Source organism: Lentibacter sp. (assembly GCF_965657785.1).
GTDB lineage: Bacteria > Pseudomonadota > Alphaproteobacteria > Rhodobacterales > Rhodobacteraceae > Lentibacter.
The window spans coordinates 38331-59765 of record NZ_CBFHPP010000009.1 but is presented as its reverse complement, the minus strand read 5'-3'; the positions used below and the strand labels follow the sequence as shown (position 1 = coordinate 59765).

24 protein-coding genes and 2 tRNA genes are annotated in these 21435 nt (G+C 60.2%); 13 read left to right on the top strand and 13 right to left on the bottom strand.

Annotated features, from left to right (window positions below):
* The first annotated feature begins 49 nt into the window (after positions 1–49).
* The 5 genes from ACTF58_RS07425 to ACTF58_RS07405 all read left to right on the top strand — a co-directional run bounded on the left by ACTF58_RS07425 (position 50) and on the right by ACTF58_RS07405 (position 3732).
* A complete protein-coding gene (locus ACTF58_RS07425; RefSeq protein WP_438991337.1) occupies positions 50–1036 on the top strand; it encodes an SPOR domain-containing protein in 987 nt (328 codons plus the stop codon).
* On the top strand, positions 1033–2043 hold the full coding sequence (gene nagZ / locus ACTF58_RS07420; RefSeq protein WP_438991336.1) for a beta-N-acetylhexosaminidase: 1011 nt from the start codon (positions 1033–1035) through the stop codon (positions 2041–2043). The genes ACTF58_RS07425 and nagZ overlap by 4 nt, the downstream gene beginning before the upstream one ends.
* A complete protein-coding gene (locus tag ACTF58_RS07415) occupies positions 2033–2839 on the top strand; it encodes a segregation and condensation protein A (protein WP_438991335.1) in 807 nt (268 codons plus the stop codon). The genes nagZ and ACTF58_RS07415 overlap by 11 nt, the downstream gene beginning before the upstream one ends.
* Positions 2836–3507, top strand: a complete 672-nt coding sequence (gene scpB, locus ACTF58_RS07410; RefSeq protein ID WP_438991334.1) for an SMC-Scp complex subunit ScpB — start codon at positions 2836–2838, stop codon at positions 3505–3507. The genes ACTF58_RS07415 and scpB overlap by 4 nt, the downstream gene beginning before the upstream one ends.
* A 66-nt stretch (positions 3508–3573) precedes the next feature.
* The gene (locus ACTF58_RS07405; RefSeq protein ID WP_438991333.1) at positions 3574–3732 is read left to right on the top strand and encodes a hypothetical protein; all 159 of its coding nucleotides are present in this window, start codon (positions 3574–3576) and stop codon (positions 3730–3732) included.
* On the opposite strand, the gene ACTF58_RS07400 is transcribed toward ACTF58_RS07405, so the two are convergent.
* The 8 genes from ACTF58_RS07400 to ACTF58_RS07365 all read right to left on the bottom strand — a co-directional run bounded on the left by ACTF58_RS07400 (position 3729) and on the right by ACTF58_RS07365 (position 9618).
* Complete coding sequence (locus ACTF58_RS07400; protein ID WP_438991332.1) at positions 3729–4805, bottom strand: 2'-deoxycytidine 5'-triphosphate deaminase; 1077 nt, start codon at positions 4803–4805, stop codon at positions 3729–3731. The two genes, ACTF58_RS07405 and ACTF58_RS07400, sit on opposite strands and share 4 nt — an antisense overlap.
* Positions 4806–5157: 352 nt before the next feature.
* Positions 5158–5234 (bottom strand) — tRNA-Pro (locus tag ACTF58_RS07395).
* A gap of 88 nt (positions 5235–5322) precedes the next feature.
* A complete protein-coding gene (locus ACTF58_RS07390) occupies positions 5323–6138 on the bottom strand; it encodes a MerR family transcriptional regulator (protein WP_438991331.1) in 816 nt (271 codons plus the stop codon).
* Positions 6139–6152: 14 nt separating this feature from the next.
* Positions 6153–6455, bottom strand: a complete 303-nt coding sequence (gene ihfA, locus ACTF58_RS07385) for an integration host factor subunit alpha (protein WP_438991330.1) — start codon at positions 6453–6455, stop codon at positions 6153–6155.
* Positions 6456–6563: 108 nt separating this feature from the next.
* Positions 6564–7538, bottom strand: a complete 975-nt coding sequence (locus ACTF58_RS07380; RefSeq protein WP_438991329.1) for a beta-ketoacyl-ACP synthase III — start codon at positions 7536–7538, stop codon at positions 6564–6566.
* Positions 7535–8662 (bottom strand): phosphate acyltransferase PlsX, encoded by a 1128-nt coding sequence (gene plsX / locus ACTF58_RS07375; RefSeq protein ID WP_438991328.1) that lies wholly within the window; start codon positions 8660–8662, stop codon positions 7535–7537. The genes ACTF58_RS07380 and plsX overlap by 4 nt, the downstream gene beginning before the upstream one ends.
* A 14-nt stretch (positions 8663–8676) precedes the next feature.
* The gene (gene rpmF / locus ACTF58_RS07370; RefSeq protein ID WP_298805686.1) at positions 8677–8883 is read right to left on the bottom strand and encodes a 50S ribosomal protein L32; all 207 of its coding nucleotides are present in this window, start codon (positions 8881–8883) and stop codon (positions 8677–8679) included.
* 171 nt (positions 8884–9054) lie between these two features.
* Complete coding sequence (locus tag ACTF58_RS07365; RefSeq protein WP_438991327.1) at positions 9055–9618, bottom strand: YceD family protein; 564 nt, start codon at positions 9616–9618, stop codon at positions 9055–9057.
* A gap of 78 nt (positions 9619–9696) precedes the next feature.
* Between ACTF58_RS07365 and ACTF58_RS07360 the strand changes: the two genes are divergently transcribed.
* The 3 genes from ACTF58_RS07360 to ACTF58_RS07350 all read left to right on the top strand — a co-directional run bounded on the left by ACTF58_RS07360 (position 9697) and on the right by ACTF58_RS07350 (position 12839).
* Positions 9697–10161: an outer membrane protein assembly factor BamE gene (locus ACTF58_RS07360; RefSeq protein WP_438991326.1), complete on the top strand. Its 465-nt coding sequence runs from the start codon at positions 9697–9699 to the stop codon at positions 10159–10161.
* Between the two features lie 90 nt (positions 10162–10251).
* A complete protein-coding gene (locus ACTF58_RS07355; RefSeq protein ID WP_438991325.1) occupies positions 10252–10980 on the top strand; it encodes a GNAT family N-acetyltransferase in 729 nt (242 codons plus the stop codon).
* 41 nt (positions 10981–11021) lie between these two features.
* Positions 11022–12839, top strand: a complete 1818-nt coding sequence (locus ACTF58_RS07350; protein WP_438991324.1) for an ABC-F family ATP-binding cassette domain-containing protein — start codon at positions 11022–11024, stop codon at positions 12837–12839.
* Positions 12840–13217: 378 nt separating this feature from the next.
* Here the strand turns inward: ACTF58_RS07350 and ACTF58_RS07345 are convergent, their stop codons facing one another.
* Together ACTF58_RS07345 and ACTF58_RS07340 are read right to left on the bottom strand one after the other, a co-directional pair.
* Positions 13218–13973: an SDR family NAD(P)-dependent oxidoreductase gene (locus ACTF58_RS07345; protein WP_438991323.1), complete on the bottom strand. Its 756-nt coding sequence runs from the start codon at positions 13971–13973 to the stop codon at positions 13218–13220.
* Positions 13974–14037: 64 nt separating this feature from the next.
* Entirely contained in the window at positions 14038–15096 is a 1059-nt protein-coding gene (locus tag ACTF58_RS07340) for an AbrB family transcriptional regulator (RefSeq protein WP_438991322.1), read from the bottom strand.
* Positions 15097–15237: 141 nt separating this feature from the next.
* Here ACTF58_RS07340 and ACTF58_RS07335 point away from each other — a divergent pair, with 141 nt between their 5' ends.
* A complete protein-coding gene (locus ACTF58_RS07335) occupies positions 15238–16392 on the top strand; it encodes an amidohydrolase (RefSeq protein WP_438991321.1) in 1155 nt (384 codons plus the stop codon).
* Positions 16393–16461: 69 nt separating this feature from the next.
* On the opposite strand, the gene ACTF58_RS07330 is transcribed toward ACTF58_RS07335, so the two are convergent.
* Positions 16462–16538, bottom strand: a tRNA-Ile gene (locus ACTF58_RS07330).
* A 120-nt stretch (positions 16539–16658) separates the two neighbouring features.
* On the opposite strand from ACTF58_RS07330, the gene purM reads away from it, so the two are divergent.
* The 3 genes from purM (at position 16659) to rnd (ending at position 19536) form a co-directional block, all read left to right on the top strand.
* Positions 16659–17702 (top strand): phosphoribosylformylglycinamidine cyclo-ligase, encoded by a 1044-nt coding sequence (purM, locus tag ACTF58_RS07325; RefSeq protein ID WP_438991320.1) that lies wholly within the window; start codon positions 16659–16661, stop codon positions 17700–17702.
* On the top strand, positions 17702–18289 hold the full coding sequence (purN, locus tag ACTF58_RS07320; protein ID WP_438991319.1) for a phosphoribosylglycinamide formyltransferase: 588 nt from the start codon (positions 17702–17704) through the stop codon (positions 18287–18289). The genes purM and purN overlap by 1 nt, the downstream gene beginning before the upstream one ends.
* Positions 18290–18378: 89 nt before the next feature.
* The gene (rnd, locus tag ACTF58_RS07315; protein ID WP_438991318.1) at positions 18379–19536 is read left to right on the top strand and encodes a ribonuclease D; all 1158 of its coding nucleotides are present in this window, start codon (positions 18379–18381) and stop codon (positions 19534–19536) included.
* Between the two features lie 9 nt (positions 19537–19545).
* Here the strand turns inward: rnd and ACTF58_RS07310 are convergent, their stop codons facing one another.
* A complete protein-coding gene (locus ACTF58_RS07310) occupies positions 19546–20055 on the bottom strand; it encodes a hypothetical protein (RefSeq protein WP_438991317.1) in 510 nt (169 codons plus the stop codon).
* A 123-nt stretch (positions 20056–20178) separates the two neighbouring features.
* On the opposite strand from ACTF58_RS07310, the gene ACTF58_RS07305 reads away from it, so the two are divergent.
* Complete coding sequence (locus tag ACTF58_RS07305; RefSeq protein ID WP_438991316.1) at positions 20179–20586, top strand: SufE family protein; 408 nt, start codon at positions 20179–20181, stop codon at positions 20584–20586.
* 172 nt (positions 20587–20758) lie between these two features.
* Here the strand turns inward: ACTF58_RS07305 and ACTF58_RS07300 are convergent, their stop codons facing one another.
* Positions 20759–21400 carry a DUF1638 domain-containing protein gene (locus ACTF58_RS07300; protein WP_438991315.1) on the bottom strand — a complete coding sequence of 214 codons (642 nt, stop codon included), beginning with the start codon at positions 21398–21400 and terminating at the stop codon, positions 20759–20761.
* Positions 21401–21435 lie beyond the last annotated feature (35 nt).

Below are 21435 nucleotides of genomic sequence, written 5' to 3'. Positions count from 1 at the left end.
AGCAGTGACAAGCGCAGCGTAGATTTGCGCATAAAAGACGAGGCAAACGATGGCAGAACTCCCATATGGCGGAGCGGGGCAGAGCGGCTCTGCACCCCTTAAACTTGGCACACTCACTCATTATGCTGGCGCGGTTGTTTCGCTTGGTTTGATCGTCGGGATCGGCGTTTGGGGCTATAAAGTTATTGCGCGCGATGTGAGCGGCGTGCCTGTTGTGCGGGCGGCCTCGGATGCGCCGATGCGGATTGCCCCCGAGCAACCGGGCGGAGAGACGGCGGCGCATCAGGGGCTGTCTGTTAATGAGGTTATGGCGAAGGGTGGGGCGGAAAAGCCGGCTGACCGGCTTGTTCTGGCGCCCAAACCTGTCAATCTGGAAGAAGAAGACCAGCCTTCGGCGGCGAGCATTGCGCCAAAGCCTGTCGTGCGCTCGGACGTTGTCATGGCGCAGGAGGAGGGCGACGCCGAGCCTCTGACGCTTCAGATGGCTTCTATTCGCGCATTAGCAGAAGAGCTTGCAGACGGGGTTGCGCCTTTGGCCGCGCCTGAGACATCCGAAGTTGTGACGGCGGCTGCGGCGGTTATTATGCCTGTGGCACCTGTTGTGGTTGAGGCTGTGCCAGAGGTTGAGGCAGAGGCCGAGACAGACGCCGTGGGCCTTGTGACAACAGCCGTGAGCCAGTCCTTGCGGCCACGTTTGCGCCCAGAAGCGTTTCGGGCTGTGGCCAGTTCGGCGACAAATCAGGCGGTATTGGCGGCTTTGACTAGCGGAGCGGAAAGCATTCCTGTTGGCACGCGGCTTGTGCAGCTTGGGGCCTTTGACAGCGCTGAAGTTGCGGGGCGCGAGTGGGAGCGGCTTGGAACGAAATTTGGCGAATATATGGACGGCAAAGAGCGTGTGATCCAGCGGGCCGAGAGCGGCGGGCGGGTGTTTTACCGTCTGCGCGCGATGGGCTTTGCCGATCTGTCGGACTCGCGCCGCTTTTGTGCGGCCCTTGTGGCCGAGCGGGCTGATTGTATTCCTGTGGTTAGCAAATGAGCCGATTTGGCGCGACGATCCTTGACGCGGACGGGCTTGAGCTGAGCCGTGAGGAGCGGGCTTTTTTTCGCGATGTGAACCCGTTCGGGTTTATCCTGTTTGCGCGCAATATCGAGACCGAGGCCCAAGTGGCGCGGCTGTGTGAGCAGATGCGCGAGGCTGTGGGCCGCGAGGCCCCGATCACGATTGACCAAGAGGGTGGGCGCGTGCAGCGCTTGCGCGCGCCGCTTTGGCGCGAGTGGTTGCCGCCGCTGGAGCAGGCCGAGCTTGCGGGCGCAAACGCCGCGCGCAGTTTTTATCTACGGTTTCGCCTGATTGCGCAGGAGTTGAAACGCTGCGGGATTGATAGCAACTGCGCGCCGATGCTCGACATTGCCTTTCCCGAGACCCATCCTTTCTTGCGCAACCGCTGTTATGGCACTGATATTGCCGCGATTGCCGCGATTGGTGCGGCGGCCTCTAGAGGGATGCTTGAGGGCGGTGTTTTGCCTGTGGCCAAGCATATCCCGGGCCATGGCCGCGCTGTGGCGGACAGCCATTTTGAGCTGCCGAGCGTCGATATTGGCCCTGCGGAACTGATTGCTACGGACGGAGCGCCTTTTGCAGCGCTCAAAGACTGCCCCATGGGGATGACGGCGCATATTCTCTATCCGCAGATTGACGCGCTGCCTGCGACGCTGAGCGCGCCTGTGATGGAGCTGATCCGCCGCGATCTTGGCTTTGACGGGCTGATTATGACCGATGACATCTCGATGAAGGCGCTCAACGGCGATCTGGGCGATCTGAGCCGCGCGGCTCTTCTGGCGGGCTGTGATGTGATTTTGCATTGCAATGGCAGTTTGCAAGAGCGTCGCGCTGTGGCCGAAGCCGCGGGCGAGATGGGCGATCTGGCACAGGAGCGGGCCGAGCGGGCGCTTGCTCTGCGCCAAAAACCTAATGATATTGACATTTCGGCCATAGAAGCCGAGCTTGAAGCGCTTTTGAATGGGCGCGTCTATGCCAGCTGATGACTTTGAAGAAGACCAAACACCGCTGAGTGTTGCCGACCGTATGACGGCGGAGGCGCTGATTGTGGATGTGAGCGGCTTTGAGGGGCCGCTGGATGTCTTGCTGACTTTGGGGCGCACCCAAAAAGTCGATCTCACAAAAATCAGCATTCTCGAACTGGCGCGGCAATATCTGGCCTTTGTGGAAAAGGCCAAGTCTCTGCGCATAGAGCTTGCGGCGGATTATCTTGTGATGGCGGCTTGGCTTGCCTTTCTAAAATCGCGCTTGCTGTTGCCGCCCGATCCCACCGAGGACGGGCCGAGCGGCGAGGAACTGGCGGCGCATCTGGCCTTTCAACTTGAGCGTTTGCAGGCGATGCGCGATGTCGCGGCGCGCCTTATGGGGCGGGACCGTCTGGGGCGCGATTTCTTTGCGCGCGGCCTGCCTGAAGATGTGACACGGGTCAAGAAAGTGACCTATACCGCCACGCTGCTTGACTTGATGCAGGGGTATTCGCGGCTGCGCACGCGCGACGAGTTTCGCCCGTTTGTTATGGATCGGGATGCTGTGTTTACGCTTGAAAACGCGCTGGAGCGGATGCGAGGGCTGATCGGCTATGCAGGGAACTGGACCGATATTTCGAGTTATATTCCCGAAGGCTGGGACAAGGACCACGCGCGCATTCGCTCGGCGACGGCCTCGACTTTTGCGGCCTCTCTGGAGCTTGCCAAAGAGGGGCGCGTCGAGCTGCGCCAGTCGGAAACCTTTGCGCCCATGGAGCTGCGCCGCAGACATGAAAGCCGTGATGAAACATGAATGACGACATGGACCATATGGAAGAAAAAGAAGAAAGCCTCTTTGAAGCGCCCCCCATTGCCGAGCAGGAGCGCATGGTTGAGGCGATCTTGTTTGCCTCAAGCGAGACTGTGACTGTGGCCGAGCTTAATGCGCGGATGCCGCATGGGAGCGATGCGGCCGAGGCTTTGGTCTATCTGCGCAAGCGCTATGAGGGGCGCGGTGTGCGGATTGTGAAAGTGGGCGATGCTTGGGCGATGCGCACAGCGCCTGATCTGTCGTTTCTGATGCAAAAAGAAACGGTAGAGACCCGCAAGCTCAGCCGTGCGGCCATCGAGACTTTGGCGATTGTGGCCTATCACCAGCCTGTCACGCGCGCCGAGATCGAGGAAATTCGCGGTGTGAGCGTGAGCCGTGGCACGGTTGACCAGCTTCTGGAGATGGAATGGATCCGCTTTGGGCGGCGCAAGATGACGCCCGGGCGGCCTGTGACGTTTGTTGTGACACAGGACTTTCTGGACCACTTCGGGCTGGAGTCGGCCCGCGATCTGCCGGGGCTGAAAGAGCTTCGCGCCTCGGGGCTTTTGGAGAGCCGTTTGCCGCCAAGCCATATGCCGACTTTGGGAGCGGGCGACGAGGACTTGAGCGAAGAAGCCCAAGAGGGGCAGAGCGAGCTGTTTGAAGACTGAGTTTGTGCCTTATTTTACGCACAATGGCTGCTTATATTGCGGATTGAGCAGGCAAAGGAGGCCAAGATGAACGCGAATAGGCTGATAAATATGGTTCTGCGCATGGTGATGCGCAAAGTTATGAGCGCAGGGCTAAAGCGCGCAGGCGGGGGCAAGGGCGCAAGTGGCGCAACCAAGGGCCTTAACAAAGCCTCCCGCATGGCACGGCGCGCAGGGCGCTTTTAAGATTTGAAGTGCTTGGAGAGCTTGAGGCCTTGGCCTTGGTAGTTTGAGGCGATGCGCTCGCCGTAGAGCTCGGCAGGCGTCTGGGACATTTGCTCATAGACCAAGCGGCCAACGATCTGGCCGTGCTCCAGCACAAAGGGGCTTTCGTGGCAGCGCACTTCAAGGACACCGCGCGAACCAGCGCCGCCCGCGGCCGCATAGCCAAAGCCCGGATCAAAAAAGCCTGCGTAATGCACGCGGAACTCACCCACCATCGCCAGATAGGGCGCCATCTCGGCTGCGTAATCGGGCGGAATGCAGACGGCTTCATTGCTCACAAGGATATAGAAGGCACCCGGATCAAGGATGATCTGGCCTGTGTCGCTGCGCACTTCTTCCCAGAAGTCGGCGGGGGCGTAGTGGCCGAGCTTGTCCAGATCAATCACGCCTGTGTGCGGCTTGGCGCGGTAGCCAACGAGGCTGCTGCCCTCGGGGCAGAGATCAACCGAAAAGCCGAGGCCTTCGCTGATGACGGGGGGGCGTCCGTCAACGAGCGGGATTTCTTTGTGAAGGGCGCGCAGATCGGTGTCGCTCAATGTGGCTTGGCCATCGCGGAAGCGGATCTGGTTGAGGCGCATACCGGGGCGCACGAGGACAGAGAAGGAGCGCGGGCAAATCTCGGCATAAAGCGGGCCTGAATAGCCGGCTGGGATGCGGTCAAACTCTTCGCCGCCGTCGGTGATTGTGCGGGTGAGCAGATCAAGACGGCCCGTGGAGCTTTTGGCATTGGCAACCGCTTGGATGCCGTCAGGGAGGGCGAGGCTTTCTTGCAGCTCGACCACATAGACGCAGCCCTTTTCAAGAACCGCGCCTTGGCTCAGATTAATCTGGTGCATCTCGAACTCCGACAGGCGCTCGGCGACTGTGCGGCCCGCGCCCGCAAGGAAGGAGGCGCGGACGCGATAGGCGCGCGCGCCAAGGCGCAGATCAAGGCTGGCGGGCTGGATCTGGCCCTCGGCATAGTCCTCTTGAGCCAAGATTTCGCCACGCGCGATCATCTCTTTGAGCTGCTGGCTGGCCAGAACGCCTGTCATGCTGTGTCCTTTCAGGGCAAGGTTGCGCAGCTTTTATCAAGTTTTCGACCGAGAGGCAGGGAAAAATGCGCCTCTGCCGCCTGATTGGTTAAGTTTTGTCACCTGTTGAGGCCAAAGCACTTGGGCGTATCGCCCAGAATGGCCCTGACGCCCCTGTGATGGGCTGGCTCAAGGCGTATCTGGCCCAGAGGTGAAAGCCTGAGTGCCTTTGTGACTTACGGCAGGGAAAACAGCCCTGATTTCGGGCGTCATCGAGAGCAAGACCTAAGCAATATTGGAGCGCCGTAACAGTGGGAAACAGTCTCTTGACTGTTTTGCTGGCAGCGGGCGAAAACTCCGGGGAAAGGGTAAATGGTCGGGCTAGCAGGACTCGAACCTGCGACCTTCCGTCCCCCAGACGGACGCGCTACCAGGCTGCGCTATAGCCCGACTAAGGCTGCTTATTAGCGGTTTTGAGCCAGAGGGCAAGGGCAAATCTATGGCAATCTCGGCAGGGCTGCGCCGCGAGGCTCTGTCGTCAGGAGGAGAGGGCCTTCAGATCATGACGGGCTTGTACCAAGATGCGGCGGACCTCATCTGTCGGGGCTGTTTTATAAGCCGCAATACGGCTGAGAAGGCCTGCGCTGACGTCAAGCTCGGTGTCGCTTGGGTCGTCAGGGAGCTGGATCGCAAGGGAGACAGGCGCGGCTTTGGGAGCGTCTCTCTCTGTGTCGGCGTCTTTGCTGGGCTGCAAGAAAGAAGGCATGGCCGCGGGCTCTGTGTTGAGGCCTGCGTCTTCTATGTCTTTGGGGGCTGGCTCTGCTGCGCTTTCGCTATGATCGTCGTGGTCCTGCACGCGTGCAGCCTCTGTCGCAGGCTCGGTCGGCTCGTCAGACGAATCGTCTTCGTCTTGATGATGGCTGAAGGCGGGCATTTGGGCGGGGGCGGTTGTGTCTTCAGGGTGGTCGGTGTCAGGGACAGTCTCGGCCTGAATCCCAACCTCTGGCGCTCTTGGTGTCTCTAACGCTGGCTCAGGTGCCGCCGCTTCATACTCAACCTCGGCTTCGATCAAGTCGCCATCAAGGGGCTGTGACAGGCTCGCGATATGTTTGACGCCATGATCGCGCAGCATTTTTTGCGCGCCTTTGATTGTCATACCATCGTCGTGGAGGAGCTTTTTGATCCCGCCGAGCAGAACCATATCATTGGGACGATAATATCTGCGCCCGCCAGCGCGCTTGACGGGCTTTACCTGCGTAAATTTACTTTCCCAGAACCTGAGAACGTGAGTCGGCAGATCGAGCCATTCGGCCACTTCGCTGATGGTGCGGAATGCGTCGGCTGATTTTGCCATACCTTGGGAGGCTCCTAGCGCTTGTTGCCTGCGGCGACTCGGTCTTTCATGAGATGCGAGGGGCGGAACGTGAGCACGCGGCGCGGATTGATCGGGACTTCCTCGCCTGTTTTGGGGTTGCGGCCCACGCGGGCTGTTTTCTGACGGACCGAGAATGTGCCAAACGACGAAATTTTCACGTTTTCGCCCGCGACGAGCGCATCAGAAACGTGCTGAAGCACCGTTTCGACAAGCTGCGCACTGTCGTTGCGTGACAGGCCGACTTCGCGAAACACAGCTTCGCTCAAGTCCATACGTGTGAGTGTTTTTTCGCTCATTTCAAATCCCCCGTTTTGCCAAGCATAGGCCTCAGAGAGATTCCGAGTCAATATCAATGACTTGGCGCACGGCTTTTCAGCGATAATTGAGCGCATTAACCTGTGGATTTACCAGCGGATCGCGACAGCGCCCCAAGCCAGACCGCCGCCAATGGCTTCGGTGAGAACAAGATCGCCTGTTTTGATTTTGCCAGAGGCTGCGCCGACGGAAAGCGCGAGCGGGATGGAGGCGGCAGAGGTGTTGCCGTGGTCTTGCACTGTCAGCACGACCTGCTCCATTGGCACGCCAAGTTTTTTTGCGGTGCCTTGGATGATACGGATATTGGCCTGATGCGGCACGATCCAGTCGACATCACTGTGCGTCAGACCTGCTTTTTGGAGCGCGGCATCGGCTGTTGAGGCCAGCTTTTCAACGGCTTGACGGAAGAGCGCGTTGCCCTGCATCCGCAATTTGCCGGAGGTGCCTGTGGAGGAGACGCCGCCGTCAACAAAGAGCATATCCTTGTAGCGGCCATCGGAATTGAGATCGGCGGCGAGAATGCCGCGATCATCGGTTGTGCCTGCGCAGTCTTGCGCCTCAAGGACAAGCGCGCCTGCGCCATCGCCAAACAGAACGCAGGTTCCGCGGTCGGTCCAGTCCATGATGCGGCTGAAGGTTTCGGCGCCGATCACAAGCACCCGCCCAGCCTGACCCGACAGGAGCAGCCCGTTGGCTGTTGTCAGGGCGAAGACGAAGCCCGCACAGACGGCCTGCACATCAAAGCCAAAGCCGCGCTCCATGCCGATTTTTTGCTGCACCATGGTGGCCACGGAGGGGAAGGTGAGATCGGGGGTGGATGTTGCGACGACAATGGCGTCGATATCGCCAGCCGTTAGCCCCGCCTCTGCGAGGGCGGCTTTTGCCGCTTCGGCGGCCAGATCGGAGGTATGCTGGCCCTCGGCGGCGAAATGGCGTCGCTCGATCCCAGAACGGCTGCGTATCCACTCATCAGTGGTGTCCAGAGTTGATTCGAACTCGGCATTTTCCACGATCCGCTCTGGCAAATAGTGGCCATAGCCAACAACGACGGCACGTTTTGTCATGAGATGGTCTCTTCTTTGTGGTCTGTGCTGTGCGCTGCGCCTGCTTCGGAGGCGAGCATGGTGGCCGCAGAAATGCGCGCGGCGAGCTTTTCGTTAAAGCCTGATTGGGCCAGCTGAAAGGCGAGTTTGACGGCGGCGGAGACGCCCGTGGCATCGGCGGAGCCATGGGATTTGACCACTGTGCCATTGAGGCCCAGAAAGATCCCGCCGTTGACTTTGCGCGGGTCAATCCGACTGCTCAGGCGCTTGAGAGAGGTATAGGCGAGCAGGGCGGCCAAGCGCGACAGCGGCGTATAGTTGAACGCGTCGCGCAACAGATCACGGATCAGGCTGGCTGTACCTTCGCCTGTTTTGAGAGCGATATTGCCTGTGAAGCCGTCGGTTACGACCACGTCGCATTTTGTTCCGGGCAAATCGCTGCCTTCGACAAAGCCGACATATTCGAAATTGGCGGCACTGGCGTTTTCGGCGATCAGCTCGTTGGCGGCCTGAATTTCGGCGCGGCCCTTGAACTCTTCTGTGCCGACATTGAGCAAGCCGACACGCGGGCGGGCGAGGTGGAGCCCGTTGCGCGCATAGGAGGCACCCATCAGGGCATATTGCAAAAGATCGCGCTCATCGGCGCGGATATCGGCCCCAGCATCGAGCATGACGTTAAAGCCCTGCGGGTTGCGCGAGGGCCAGAGCACGGCAATGGCAGGACGGTAGACACCCGGCGTTTTGCGCAGGCGAATAACAGAGAGCGCCATGAGCGCGCCTGTGTTGCCACAAGAGACACAAACTGTCGCGTCGCCATTGCGCACGCTTTCCAGCGCGGACCACATCGAGGTGCTTTTGCCCGAGCGCATTACCTGAGAGGGTTTGTCCTCCATGGATACAATGCCGTCGGCCTCGACAATGGTGCAGCGGTCGCGCAGATGCTTTTTGCGCGCCACAAGAGGCTCCAGCTCGGAGGCGCGCCCGTGCAGGAGAAAGAAAATATCTTTATTTTTCTTCGCGGAAAGAGAACAGCCAGCGACAATTGCCGCTGGCCCTTTATCACTTCCCATCGCGTCAACCGAAATGACAATACGCTCCGCCTGCGGGGTCAAAGATGCAGGCTCTGGCGTGACTGTCTGGCGCATGCGTAAGCCTCGGCTTAGGCCGCGTCTTCGTCGATCTCGACTTCGTCCGCCATCGCGATCACTTCGCGATCTGCATAGTGGCCACAGTCTGGGCAGACGTGGTGCGGGCGCTTGAGTTCGCCGCAGTTTTGGCACTCATTCGGGTTTGCAGCCGTGAGGCTATCATGTGCACGACGGTTGTTGCGACGTGATTTGGATACTTTGTTCTGTTGGACAGCCATGTCGCAACCTCAATTATCTAGGGGCAAAACTGCCAGTTTCAGAAGGGCGAAGCCCTGTGCGTTCGGGTTCAGACTGCTCTTATGCAAAAGCGGTGAGCCTGTCCAACCCTAAATTCGTAAGAGCGCGCGAAAATAGCTGGAAACGCATGAGTTGCAACCCCGAATTTTACCTTAACTCTCGCGGTCTTCCAGCTTGGCCTTAAGGGCAGCAAGGCCTGCGAAAGGCTTTGTGTCCTGATCTGTGAGGGGGGTCTTGCCGTCTTCTGTAAAGACGGCCTCTGTGAGGTTTGCACCCTCGGCGCGCGGATAGGGCGGCAAGGCAAGAGACAGAGCTTCGCCAAAGACATCCGCCAGATTTATCGTGTTTTCCAGCGGCTCGGCGCGGTCGTCTTCGGGCATTTCGACCTCTGCATCTTCTTCAAGGTCGTCAAAATTTGGCATCTGCCGCACAAACAGCCGCTCGACGCGCTCTTCTATACGGGCGCTGACGGGGGCAAGCGTGATCACGCAGGCCTGTTGCACCGTTGCCCCAAGGCGGGCCTCCAAGAGCCAGTCATCTGCGCCATGTGGCTTCAGCGTGCCGATCAGGCTTGGCTTTTTGAGCGCAAGCAGATCAAGCGTCTTGGCCATCTCGGCGCGTGCTTCATCGGACAGTTTGAGCGAAAAGCTGTAGCTTTGGTTTGCCGAAAGGCGCGAAACGGGTATCGTTGTGGTGTCGTTAAAGTCTTGGGCCATCGCGCCGCTCCTTGAATCGGGGGCCTTTCCTTAGTAATCGGAAGGCAAGGCCACAACCGCCGATACAAGAGGGCAGAGATGAAAGCAATTACCCACCCCATACAGCAGAGCGCGGCGTTTTTGCTGCTCGGGCTTGTTTTCATGGCGTTAAGCTCTTGTGCCGCGACATATCGTGACCACGGCTATGTGCCGCCCGAGAGCGATTTGGCCGAGATTGTTGTTGGGGTTGATTCCCGCGACAGTGTGGCCGAGGCGGTGGGTTTGCCCTCGACGGCGGGCGTATTGAACGACAGCGGCTATTATTATGTAAAAAGTCGTGTGCGGTTTTTCGGGGCTTTACGGCCAAAAGAAATCAATCGTGAGGTTCTTGCGATCAGCTTTACCGAGGCGGGGATTGTGCAGAATATTGAACGATTCTCGCTTGAGGACGGTGAAGTCGTGACGCTGTCGCGCCGTGTGACCGACCAGACCGTCAGAAACGACACATTCCTGCGCCAGCTGCTCGGCAGCATCGGGCGCTTCTCGCCTGGGGCGTTTGAATAGGCTCTGATGGGCCTGAAATCGTCACCTATCTGAAGTGAGCTGTGTTAAGATCGCTGTGTTGCCAGTCGGGGCGACGCGCGGAAGGGTGCTATGAAAGAGTTTGTGAAGGGGCGCTATAGAGTTCGCCTTGCGGCCTCTGCGGGCGATGTTCAGGCGGCGCAAGCTCTGCGCCACCGCGCCTTTTTTGGCGCTGAGGGCTTGGACTGTGACCGCTTTGACGGGGCGTGCGATCATGTTTTGGTGGAGCACGACACGGGGCGTCTGGCGGGCTGTTTTCGTATATTTCTGATGCGGGATGGTAGCCAGCTGTGTGAGAGTTATTCGGCGCAGTATTATGATCTGGGCGCGCTTGGCGGGTTTGGTGGCAGGATGCTTGAGATGGGGCGTTTTTGCACGGACCCTGCGTTGAGCGACCCTGATATCCTGCGTGTGGCATGGGCCGCTTTGACGCGCTATGTCGACGAAAAAACCGTGCAAATGCTGATTGGCTGTGCGTCTTTTGCGGGGGCTTCTGCGGCGCCCTATCTGGATAGTTTTGCAATATTAAAGGCGCATCACGCGGCCCCTGAGCATTGGCGCCCCAAGGCGCGCGCGCCTTTGGTTTATGATTTTAAAGGCAAAATTCTTGAGGCTCCCGATCTGAAGCGGGGTGTGGCGCAGATGCCGCCCTTGCTGCGCAGCTATTTGGCAATGGGCGCTTGGGTCAGTGATCATGCTGTGATCGACAAGGATATGGGCACGCTGCACGTTTTTATGGGGCTGGAGGTTGGCGCTATTCCGGCGACGCGGATAAAGCTTTTGCGCGCCCTTGCGGCGTGAGAGCGCTTGACGCTGCGCGCGGGGGGCGGTAGCGCTCTGCCATGGCACGCGCACCCCTTTTACAGCTCAATGATGTCTCGCTGACATTCGGCGGAAACCCAGTCTTTGACGGGCTTTCGGCCTCCTTGCAATCTGGCGACAGGCTCGCTCTGGTCGGACGGAACGGCTCGGGCAAATCGACGCTTATGAAAGTCATGGCGGGGCTTGTCGAAACGGACAAAGGCGATGTCGTTGCGGGCCCTGGTGTGCGCGTTGGCTATATGGAGCAAGAGCCTGATATGACAGGCTTTTTGACGCTTGGGGACTATGCTTCAAGCGGGCTTGAGCCAGGGGAACTTTACCGCGTGGAGCGGGCTGGCGAGGGCCTCAAGTTTGACCCTGAGCGGCCTGTGGAGACGGCGAGCGGCGGCGAAAAGCGGCGCGCGGCCTTGGCCAAGCTGATGGCGGAAGCGCCAGAGTTGATGCTGCTTGACGAGCCGACCAACCACCTTGATATCGAGGCGATCCGCTGGCTGGAAGGCGAGCTGAAGGCGACGCGCACGGCCTTTGTTTTGATCAGCCACGACCGCGCCTTTTTACGTGAACTTACGCGCGCAACCCTCTGGATTGACAGGGGAAAAGTTCTGCGAAACGAGCAAGGATTCGAGCATTTTGAAGCGTGGCGCGACAAGCTTTGGGACGAAGAGGACCAAGCCCGCCACAAGCTTGACCGCAAGATCAAAGCCGAGGCCCGCTGGGCTGTTGAAGGCATCAGCGCGCGCCGCAAGCGCAACCAAGGCCGTGTGCGTGCCCTTGCCGAGCTGCGCGAAGAGCGCTCAAGCCAGATCAGACGGCAGGGCACGGCGGGTATGGCGCTGTCGTCGGGGGTGGTTTCGGGGAAGAAGGTCATTGAGGCGGTCGGGATATCGAAAGCCTATGATGGCAAGCAAATCTTAACAGAGTTTGACATCACCGTGCAGCGCGGGGACCGGATTGCTTTTGTCGGGCCCAATGGTGTGGGCAAGACCACGGCCATTAAGCTCTTGATGAAGCTGGAAGAACCCGACGCAGGCACGGTCAAACTCGGGACCAATCTGGAGGCGGCGATCTTTGATCAGGCGCGCGCCCAACTTGATCCGGAGATGAGCCTTTGGGACAGCCTCACAGGCGACCCTGATATGCGGGTTTCGGGCAAGGCCGACCAGATTATGGTGCGTGGAATGCCACGCCATGTTGTTGGATACCTTAAAGAATTTCTGTTTGAGGAAGGTCAGGCGCGGGGGCCTGTGAAAGCGCTTTCGGGTGGGGAAAAGGCGCGCCTTTTGCTGGCCAAACTGATGGCGCGGGAAAGCAATTTGCTGGTGCTGGACGAGCCGACCAACGATTTGGACGTCGAATCGCTCGATCTGTTGCAGGAAATTCTGGACGACTATGACGGAACCGTGCTGCTTGTGAGCCACGATCGGGACTTTCTGGACCGTGTGGCAAGCCTCACTGTGGCGATGGAAGGCGACGGCAAGGCCACGGTTTATGCGGGCGGCTGGAGCGACTATCAGGCCCAGAAGCCCGACAGTGACGACTGGGAAAACCGCCCAAATACAAAGGCTTCGCGGGCAAAAGAGAAGCAGGAGAAGGCCAAGGCCAAACCCAAGCTCAGCTTTACGGAAGAGCACCGTTTGAAAGAACTTCCAAGCGTTATGGAGCGGCTGACAGCCGAGATCGGCAAGCTCGAAGAGCTGCTGGCGCAGCCTGATTTGTTCACTAAGGAACCCGTGAAGTTCAAGAAAGCCACCGAGGCTTTGGTCGAGCGTCAGAGCGCTTTGGCGCAGGCCGAAGAAGATTGGTTAACGCTTGAAGAAAAGGCCGAACAGGCGGGTTAACGGCCCAAAAAATGCCTGATTCGGGGGGGGGTGATATGCGTGCACCATGCGTGCACCATGCGTGCACCGCGTGAAACAGTTTTGATTAACCGAAATTTAGTTAATTAACAGTTCGCAAGGGGGCAGCCTATGAACTGTGAAAATCTGCTTTGAGCCCATAGAAGACAATCAATGTGTGCAGCCAGCCGGTTAACAGCCGCGGAGCGGCCCGGCTATCGTCAGCCCCTCCCTTGGGCTGGCGATTTGGCAGATGCAGGCGCGCCATTCGTTCTGAGGATGTGCTTGGCGAGCATAAAGCGCCTTATCAAAACCGTAGCATCGCCACCCCAGGGGCTGACGTTAGCCTCCGTCGACAAGGGCTGCTATCCGTCCAATGCCTCACTGCATCCGAAGCGCGCCGTCAATGCGGATCGAGGTTCCGTTGAGGTAGCCTGACTCGACGATAAAGGCCGCGAGGCGCGCGTATTCGAGCGGGTCGCCTAAGCGCTGTGGGCAGGTGACGTCTTTGGCCAGCGCGTCTTGCACCTCTTGGGGCAGGCCCTTGAGCATCGGGGTAGCGAAGATACCGGGGGCGATGGCCATGACGCGGATATTGTCGCGGGCCAGGTCGCGGGCCATGGGCAGGACCATGCCGAGAATACCGCCTTTGGAGGAGGCATAGGCGACTTGGCCTTTCTGGCCTTCAAAGCCTGCGATGGAGGCGGTGTTGATGATCACGCCGCGCTCGCCTGCGGCGTCGGGTGCGCCTTTGGCCATGGCGGCGGCGGCGAGGCGGGCGACGTTGAAGGAGCCAACCAAGTTGATGTCAATCACGCTTTGGTAGAGTGCGAGCGGGTGGGGGCCGTCGCGGCCCAGTGTCTTGGCGGGCGGGGCTATGCCGGCGCAGTTGATCGCGGCGGTGAGCCCGCCCATGGCGGAGGTGGCGGCGTCAATCGCGGCGGCAACGCTGGCTTCGTCTGTCACATCGGTCTGGGCAAAATGCGCGCCGATCTCGGCGGCGACGGCTTTGCCGCGCGCAACATCACGGTCAAGGAGGGTGACTTCGGCGCCGAGGGTGCGAAAGTGGCGCGCGGTGGCTTCGCCGAGGCCTGAGGCTCCGCCTGTGATGATGGCTTTGGTGGCTGAGAGTTGCATGGGAGGCTCCTTGGCGTTTGCGCGCATGAAATGAACACTCGTTCAATAACGCAAGCCCGCCGCTTTAGTCAACTTTGTTGAGCCGCTTGGCGACAAAGCCGAGCAGGAGCACTGTCACCATGATGCGAAAGATATGGTGCAGGGTGACAAAGGCGGGGTTGGCTTGCAGCGAGAGGGCGATCAGCGCCATTTCGTTGACGCCGCCGGGGGCGAAGGTGATGAAGAGGGTTTTCAAGGGCTGCTCTGTCGGCCCGATCAGGAGCGCGGCGAGGGCGGCTGCGAGGGCGAACATGAGGCCAATCGAGACAAGCGAGAGCCAGAGGCAGCGGCGCAGCGTGGGCATATCAAGGCCAGCAAAGCGCATCCCGAGTGAGGCACCCACAACAAGCTGGGCGAGCAGAACGAGCCAGTCGGGCAGCGCGAGAGGCGCGCCGAGCAAGGCAAAGCCTGCGGAGACGAGCAGCGGCCCTGTAAGCTGCCATGCGGGCAGGCGCATGGCGCGGCCCGCGACAAGGCCGAGAGCGAGGATCACGGCGGCTTGGGGATAGGCCGCCCATGTGACGGGGAGGGTGTTGACGCTCAGCCCGCTGGCCGAGCCAACGGGATAGCCGAGCCAGAGCGAGAGGCCGAGGGGCACCAGAGTGATCACCAGAATGATGCGCAGGAATTGCTGGGCGATCAGGGTCGGCTGCTGCGCGCCTGTGGCTTCGCCCATGGCGATAGATTCGATCAGCCCGCCCGGCGCGCCCGAGAAGAAGGCGGTGGGCGCATCATAGCCGCCGATGTAGCGAAACACCGCGTAGTTCAGCCCTTGGGCGAGGAGCACGAAGGCGACCATGGCGGCGAGCGAGGGCAGCAGATCATGCAGGGAGGCGAGCAGCGCGGGCGTGACCTGTGCGCCGATCACCGCGCCGATCAGGCCGATGAAAGGCACGCGGATATTGGCGGGGAAGGCATAGCCTGCCGGCAGGCGGGCGCTGGCGAAGACCGCGACAAGCGCCGTGGCAAGGAGCGGGCCGAGCAGAAAGGGCAGCGGCAGGCCGAGCGCCTCGGCGAGCAGAGCGCCAACAAGGCCGAGCACCAGCAGAGCGGCGGTCTGGAGAGTATGGCGCGGTGGTGTCATGGTGCTCTTTCCGGGCGGTGCGGCTGGCCCTTGGGAGTTTGGTAGCGCGAAAGCGGGGGCGGTTCAATCGGCTTGCGGGTTGCATCCTTACGCCGTTGCGGCTCATATCACGGGCAAGAGAGCGCTGTGCGTGGGGGAAGAATGCTGACAAATCTTGATCTTGTGGAGCTGACGGCGTTTCGCCGCCTGTTGCACCGCTTTCCCGAGGTTGCGGGCGAAGAAGTCGAGACGGCGCGGCGGATTGTCGGGGCGCTTGAAGCGCTGTCGCCCAGCAAGATCCTGACGGGGCTTGGCGGACACGGGGTTGCGGCTGTTTTTGACAGCGGTGTCGCGGGGCCGACTGTTTTGTTTCGCGCCGAGCTCGATGCTTTGCCGATCGAGGAAAAGAACAGCAAGATCGACTATGCCTCAGAGGTCGACGGCAAGAGCCATGTCTGCGGGCACGACGGGCATATGACCATGGTGCTGGCTTTGGGGCGGCTGATCGCGCGCCAGCCTGTGGCCAAGGGGCGGGTTGTTTTGATGTTCCAGCCCGCCGAGGAAGACGGCAGCGGCGCAAAGGCTGTGGTTGCGGACCCTGCGTTTCAGGAGATTGCGCCCGACTGGGCCTTTGCCATTCATCTGGAGCCGGGCCGTCCGTTTGGCTTTGTCTCAACGGCCCCCGGGCTGATCAACTGTGCTTCTCTTGGCCTCAAGATTTCGTTTGCGGGGAAAACCGCCCATGCAGCGGACCCTGAAGACGGGGTGTCGCCTGCGCGCGCGATTGCAGAGCTTATTCCCGCGCTTGAAGCGCTTGGCACGGGGGGCGCGCTTGATGCGGCGTTTCGCTTGGTGACGCTCACCCATGTCCAGATCGGGGCACCGTCGTTCGGGATTGCGCCCGGTGATGGGGTGATTTTTGCGACGCTGCGCAGCACCCATGATGCGGGGCTTGAGGGGATCGAAGCGGGCGCGCGCGCTTTGGCAGACGCGGCCGCCGAAAAATACGGGCTAACGGTCGACTTTGAGATTGAGGATCATTTTGCCGCCTCGATCAATGCGCCCGAGGCCTATGAGGTTGCGGCCAAGGCGCTTGATCGACTTGAGATCGCTCATAGCGGCGCGGGGGTGCCGATGCGCGCGTCTGAGGACTTCGGGGTGTTTGGCTGGGGCGCAAAGGCGGCCATGCTGTGCCTTGGACCAGGCGAGGGCTATGCGGCGCTGCACAATCCCGATTATGACTTTCCCGACGATATTATCCCTATGGGAACGGCTATTTTTGAACAGATTGCGCGGGACCTGCTCGGCACGGCCTAATCGCGGGCGCTCACGACGTGTGATATGGGCTTATGGCGCGATCTTGTGCTGTGAGCTTGGCGGAGGGTTTGGTAGGCCCGGTAGGACTCGAACCTACGACCAAAGCGTTATGAGCGCTCTGCTCTAACCAACTGAGCTACAGGCCCGCCATAGGCGACTGGTTAGCAGACCGGCGGGCGGCGTCAAGTCTTTGCGTGACTATGGGCCGTTGCTATGCGGCAGGGGATGATTTAGGACGTGGGCAACTTTGATATGGGGGCTTCAGGATGGCTGGCAAAGACGGACTCACCTATGCAGATGCAGGCGTAGATATTGACGCGGGCAACGCGCTTGTGGAGCGCATCAAGCCTGCGGCTAAGCGCACGGCGCGCGCAGGCGTTATGTCAGGGCTTGGCGGCTTTGGCGCTTTGTTTGATCTCAAGGCGGCGGGCTATAGCGACCCTGTGCTTGTGGCCGCGACAGACGGTGTGGGCACGAAGCTGCGCATTGCGATTGATACGGGCGAAGTTGACGGCGTGGGCATCGACCTTGTGGCGATGTGTGTCAACGATCTGGTGTGCCAAGGGGCGGAGCCGCTCTTTTTCCTTGATTACTTTGCCACGGGGCGTCTGGAGATGGACAAGGCCGCGCGCATCATTGAGGGCATTGCCAAGGGCTGCGAGCTGTCGGGCTGTGCTTTGATTGGGGGCGAGACGGCCGAGATGCCGGGGATGTATCCTGATGGCGACTTTGATCTGGCGGGTTTTTCTGTCGGCGCGATGGAGCGTGGGCAGGATTTGCCAAGCGGTGTGGTTGAGGGCGATGTGCTTTTAGGGCTGGCCTCTGACGGGGTGCACTCCAACGGCTATAGTCTTGTGCGCAAGCTTGTTGACGTCTCAGGCCTTGGCTGGGACGCGGACTGCCCATGGGCCGAGGGCACGCTTGGCGCGGCTTTGCTGACGCCGACGCGGCTCTATGTGAAACAGGCTTTGGCGGCTGTGAAGAGCGGCGGCGTTCATGCGCTGGCGCATATCACGGGCGGCGGGCTGACCGAGAACCTGCCACGGGTTCTGCCTGAGGGCTTGGGCGCGGATATCAACCTTGATGCTTGGGAACTCCCCGAGGTGTTCAAATGGCTCGCCGCGACAGGCGGTATGGCCGAGGCCGAAATGCTTAAGACGTTCAACTCGGGGATTGGCATGATCCTCTCGGTGGACGCGCAAGAGGCCGAGCGCCTGAAGACGCTTCTGGAGGCCGAGGGCGAGACTGTTTCTGTGCTGGGCACTGTGACGGCGGGCGCGGGTGTGCGCTACTCGGGCGCGCTGATCTGATGCGGGTTGCGCTCTTTATCTCGGGGGGCGGCTCAAATATGCTGTCGCTTGTGAAGAGCATGACGGGGGACCACCCTGCGCGGCCCTGTGTTGTTGTGAGCAATCGCGCGGAGGCGGGCGGACTGGCCAAGGCCGAGGCGCTTGGCGTGGCCACAGAAATTGTCGACCATCGGCCTTACGGGGCGGATCGCGCGGCCTTTGAGGCCGAGTTGCAAAGCGTGCTCGCGCGCCATGCGCCTGATATGATCTGTCTTTGCGGTTTTATGCGCGTGTTGACCGAAGGTTTTACCCGCCAGTGGGACGGGCGGATGCTTAATATCCACCCCTCGCTTTTGCCGAAATACAAAGGGCTGCACACCCATCAGCGGGCTTTGGAGGCGGGCGACAGCGAGGCGGGCTGCACTGTGCATGAAGTCACAGCCAAGCTCGACGACGGGCCGATCCTTGGGCAGGCGCGGGTGCCTGTTTTGGCGGGCGACACGGCCGAAACGCTGGCGGCGCGGGTGCTTGTGCAGGAGCATCGACTTTACCCTGCGGTGCTCAGGCGCTTTGCCAGCGGGGACACGCGCCCTGTAAGCTTGCCCTGAGATCTCGCCCTGAGAACTCGCCTGGCGCTTTTCATTCCTCACCCTCTGGCGTATAGGCAGAGCCATATAACACAAGAGCAAGCGCCTTTATGAGAACGATCACCACGACAGCAGAGCTGGCAGACTACTGCCAAGAGGCCGCAACCCACGACTATGTCACTGTTGACACAGAGTTTTTGCGCGAGCGGACCTATTATTCCAAGCTCTGCCTTGTGCAGCTGGCGATGCCAGGCACGACAGATGACAACGCCGTTCTGGTGGACCCGCTGGCGAGCGGGATTTCGCTTCAGCCGCTTTATGACCTGATGGCGGATGAGGGCGTTGTGAAAGTTTTTCATGCGGCGCGACAGGATCTGGAGATATTTTTCCATGACGGGGATGTGATCCCTGCGCCTTTGTTTGACACGCAGGTTGCGGCGATGGTTTGTGGCTTTGGCGAGCAGGTCGGCTATGAGACTTTGGTGCGCAAGATTGCCAAGGACACGGTGGACAAGACAAGCCGCTTTACCGACTGGTCGCGGCGGCCCTTGTCAGACGCACAGAAGACCTATGCTTTGGCGGATGTCACGCATTTGCGCCAGATTTATGAATATCTGCGCGACCAGCTGGCCAAGAACAAGCGCGCCAAATGGGTGAGTGAGGAGCTGTCTGTGCTGACCTCGCCGGCGACCTATCAGATCGACCCTGCCAAGGCTTGGGAGCGGGTGAAAGTGCGCACAAGCTCGGGCAAGTTTCTGGCTGTGGTGCGGGAGCTGGCGAAATTTCGCGAGGCCTATGCGCAGGCGCGCAATGTTCCGCGCAGCCGTGTTTACAAGGACGATGCGCTCACCGAGCTGGCCTCAACCAAGCCTAAGGATATGAATGATCTGTCGCGCTCGCGGCTGTTGCTGCGCGATGCGCGCAAGGGCGAGATTGCGGAGGGGATTTTGGCGGCTGTGGCGGCGGGTTTGGCCTGCAAGCCCGAGGATATGCCCCAAGGCGACAAAACGCGTGAAAAGCTCAATGTGAACCCTGCTTTGGCCGATCTTTTGCGGGTTTTGCTCAAGGCCAAGACCGAAGATATGGGCGTTGCGGCGAAGCTGATCGCCTCGGCCAGTGATCTGGACATGATCGCGGCGGGGGAGCGGGACGTGGCCGCGCTGAGCGGTTGGCGGCGGGAAGCCTTTGGCGAGGATGCCTTGCGGCTCTGTGACGGCGAGATCGCTTTGGCCGTCAAGGGCCGCTCTGTGAAGGTTATTTCACTTTAAGAACGCGGCTTAACGTCTGACGGAGCGGGCATTTTCTGCGCCGGTGACGCGAATGTTGCGCACCCCGCGCAGCATTTCGTCCGAAACAAAGACCGCTGCCAGAAGCTCGCGCGAGCGCGCTGGCGCGGCGGGGCGAGACACGGCGGAATACTCGGCTTTCAGACTGTAATTTAATGTCTCTTGCGGCCCGTCTTTATCAAGATCAAATTCGGGCACGAGCTTGACGTTATAGGCGCCGAGCGTGGGCGACAGCCCTGTCACACGCAGGATCGCGCCGCCGGCTGCCGGCTCGATGCTCATGGCGATCACTTCGGCGACCAGAACGCCTTGATAGTCTACGGGGCCACGTTTGAGGGCGGATTCCTTGGGAATGAGCGGGTTTTGCGGCGCTGTTGCGACGGCTTCGCTGCGGCTGTTGCCAAACCAGTTGAGCGGGTTGTATTTGGAGCCGCCAGGGCCTTTGCCACATCCTGACAGGGCGAGGGCCGAGACCAGAGCTGTTGTGAGGATGATCCGCATTTGTCACTCCGTCTTGTGTGTTCCTGTCTTGCTACCTGATTGCGGCGGGCTTGAAAAGACGGGAAAGCATATGGACCTTCGCGCATCGGAGGCCTATTTCAAGGGGAGTAGAAGGGGAGCATGATGAGCAGCGCTGCATTTGAAGAGCTTGTGGAGGATTTCCAGTTTCTGGAGGATTGGGAAGACCGTTATGCCTATGTGATCGAGCTGGGCAAGGCGATGGACCCGCTTGAGGAGGCGCTTAAAGTGCCGGCCACCAAGGTTGAGGGTTGCGCCAGTCAGGTCTGGCTGCATCCCAAGGTTGAGGGGGGTGTTTTCAGCTTTGACGGCGAGAGCGACGCTATGATTGTGCGCGGGCTGGTGGCTGTGTTGCGCAAACTTTACAACGGGCTTGATCTGGACGCGGTTCTGGCTGTGGATGCACAGGGCGAGCTTGGGCGGCTGGGGCTTCAGGAGCATCTTTCTGCACAGCGCAGCAATGGGGTGCGCGCCATGATCGAGCGGATCAGAACAGTGGCAGCGGACGCCTAAGAACGTCGGATTTGCTGCGCAAATCCGACCAAGAAGGGGCTTTGCCCCTCAGCGCCAAAAGCGGTAGGGCTTTTGGCGCTTCACCCCAGGATATTTTGAGAAAGAAAAAGGCAGAGGGAAAGGCAGAGGGCCGGTGTCGGGCAGGTGTCGGGCAGTCTCTGGACTGTTGTCTTCAGGCTTTGTCCGCTTGGGCTAGGAGGGCTGCGGCGAGATCGCCGTAGCCTGTGAAGCGGTATTCATAGGCAAGGCCGAGGCGGGCGGCGCAGTCTTGGGCTTTGGCTTCAAGGGCGGTGTCGCGGGTTTGGGCTTGGTAGACGAGCTTGGTATAATTGCCAAAGATCATGTTGCGCAGCTCGGGGTGTTTGTGCAGGCCCATCGGCTTCCAGACGAAGGCGTCAAACTGTTTTACGAGAAAATCGGTGAGGTAGAAGGCGGTGATTTCATCCTCATGGGCGGCGAAGGCGGCGTTGCCTTCAAAGAAGGAGTAGCAATGCGGGCCTGCGACCATCTCGACGCCAAGCTCGGCGCATTTGGCCGCGAGCAGCCCGCCTGTGCCGCAATCGGCGTAGACCACGAAGATCGCATCATAGGCGGCGCGGTGTTTCAGCACGCTGGCCTCGACCGCTTCGGTGATGCGCTCTGGGTAGAGATGAAGATTGGCGGGCAGGCAGGTGAGATCCATGTGGTCCCAGCGGTTTTGTGCTTTGAGGGCGAGAATTTCGCGGGCCAGCGCGCCGCAGGCGATCAGCAGCAGGCGGCCTGTGCCTTCGGGGGGAAGGCCTTCGGCTGTGAGCGTGGTGTCGTCTGGTAACATTATCGCTCCTTTAGAAAAAAGGCCCGCGCGGTCTG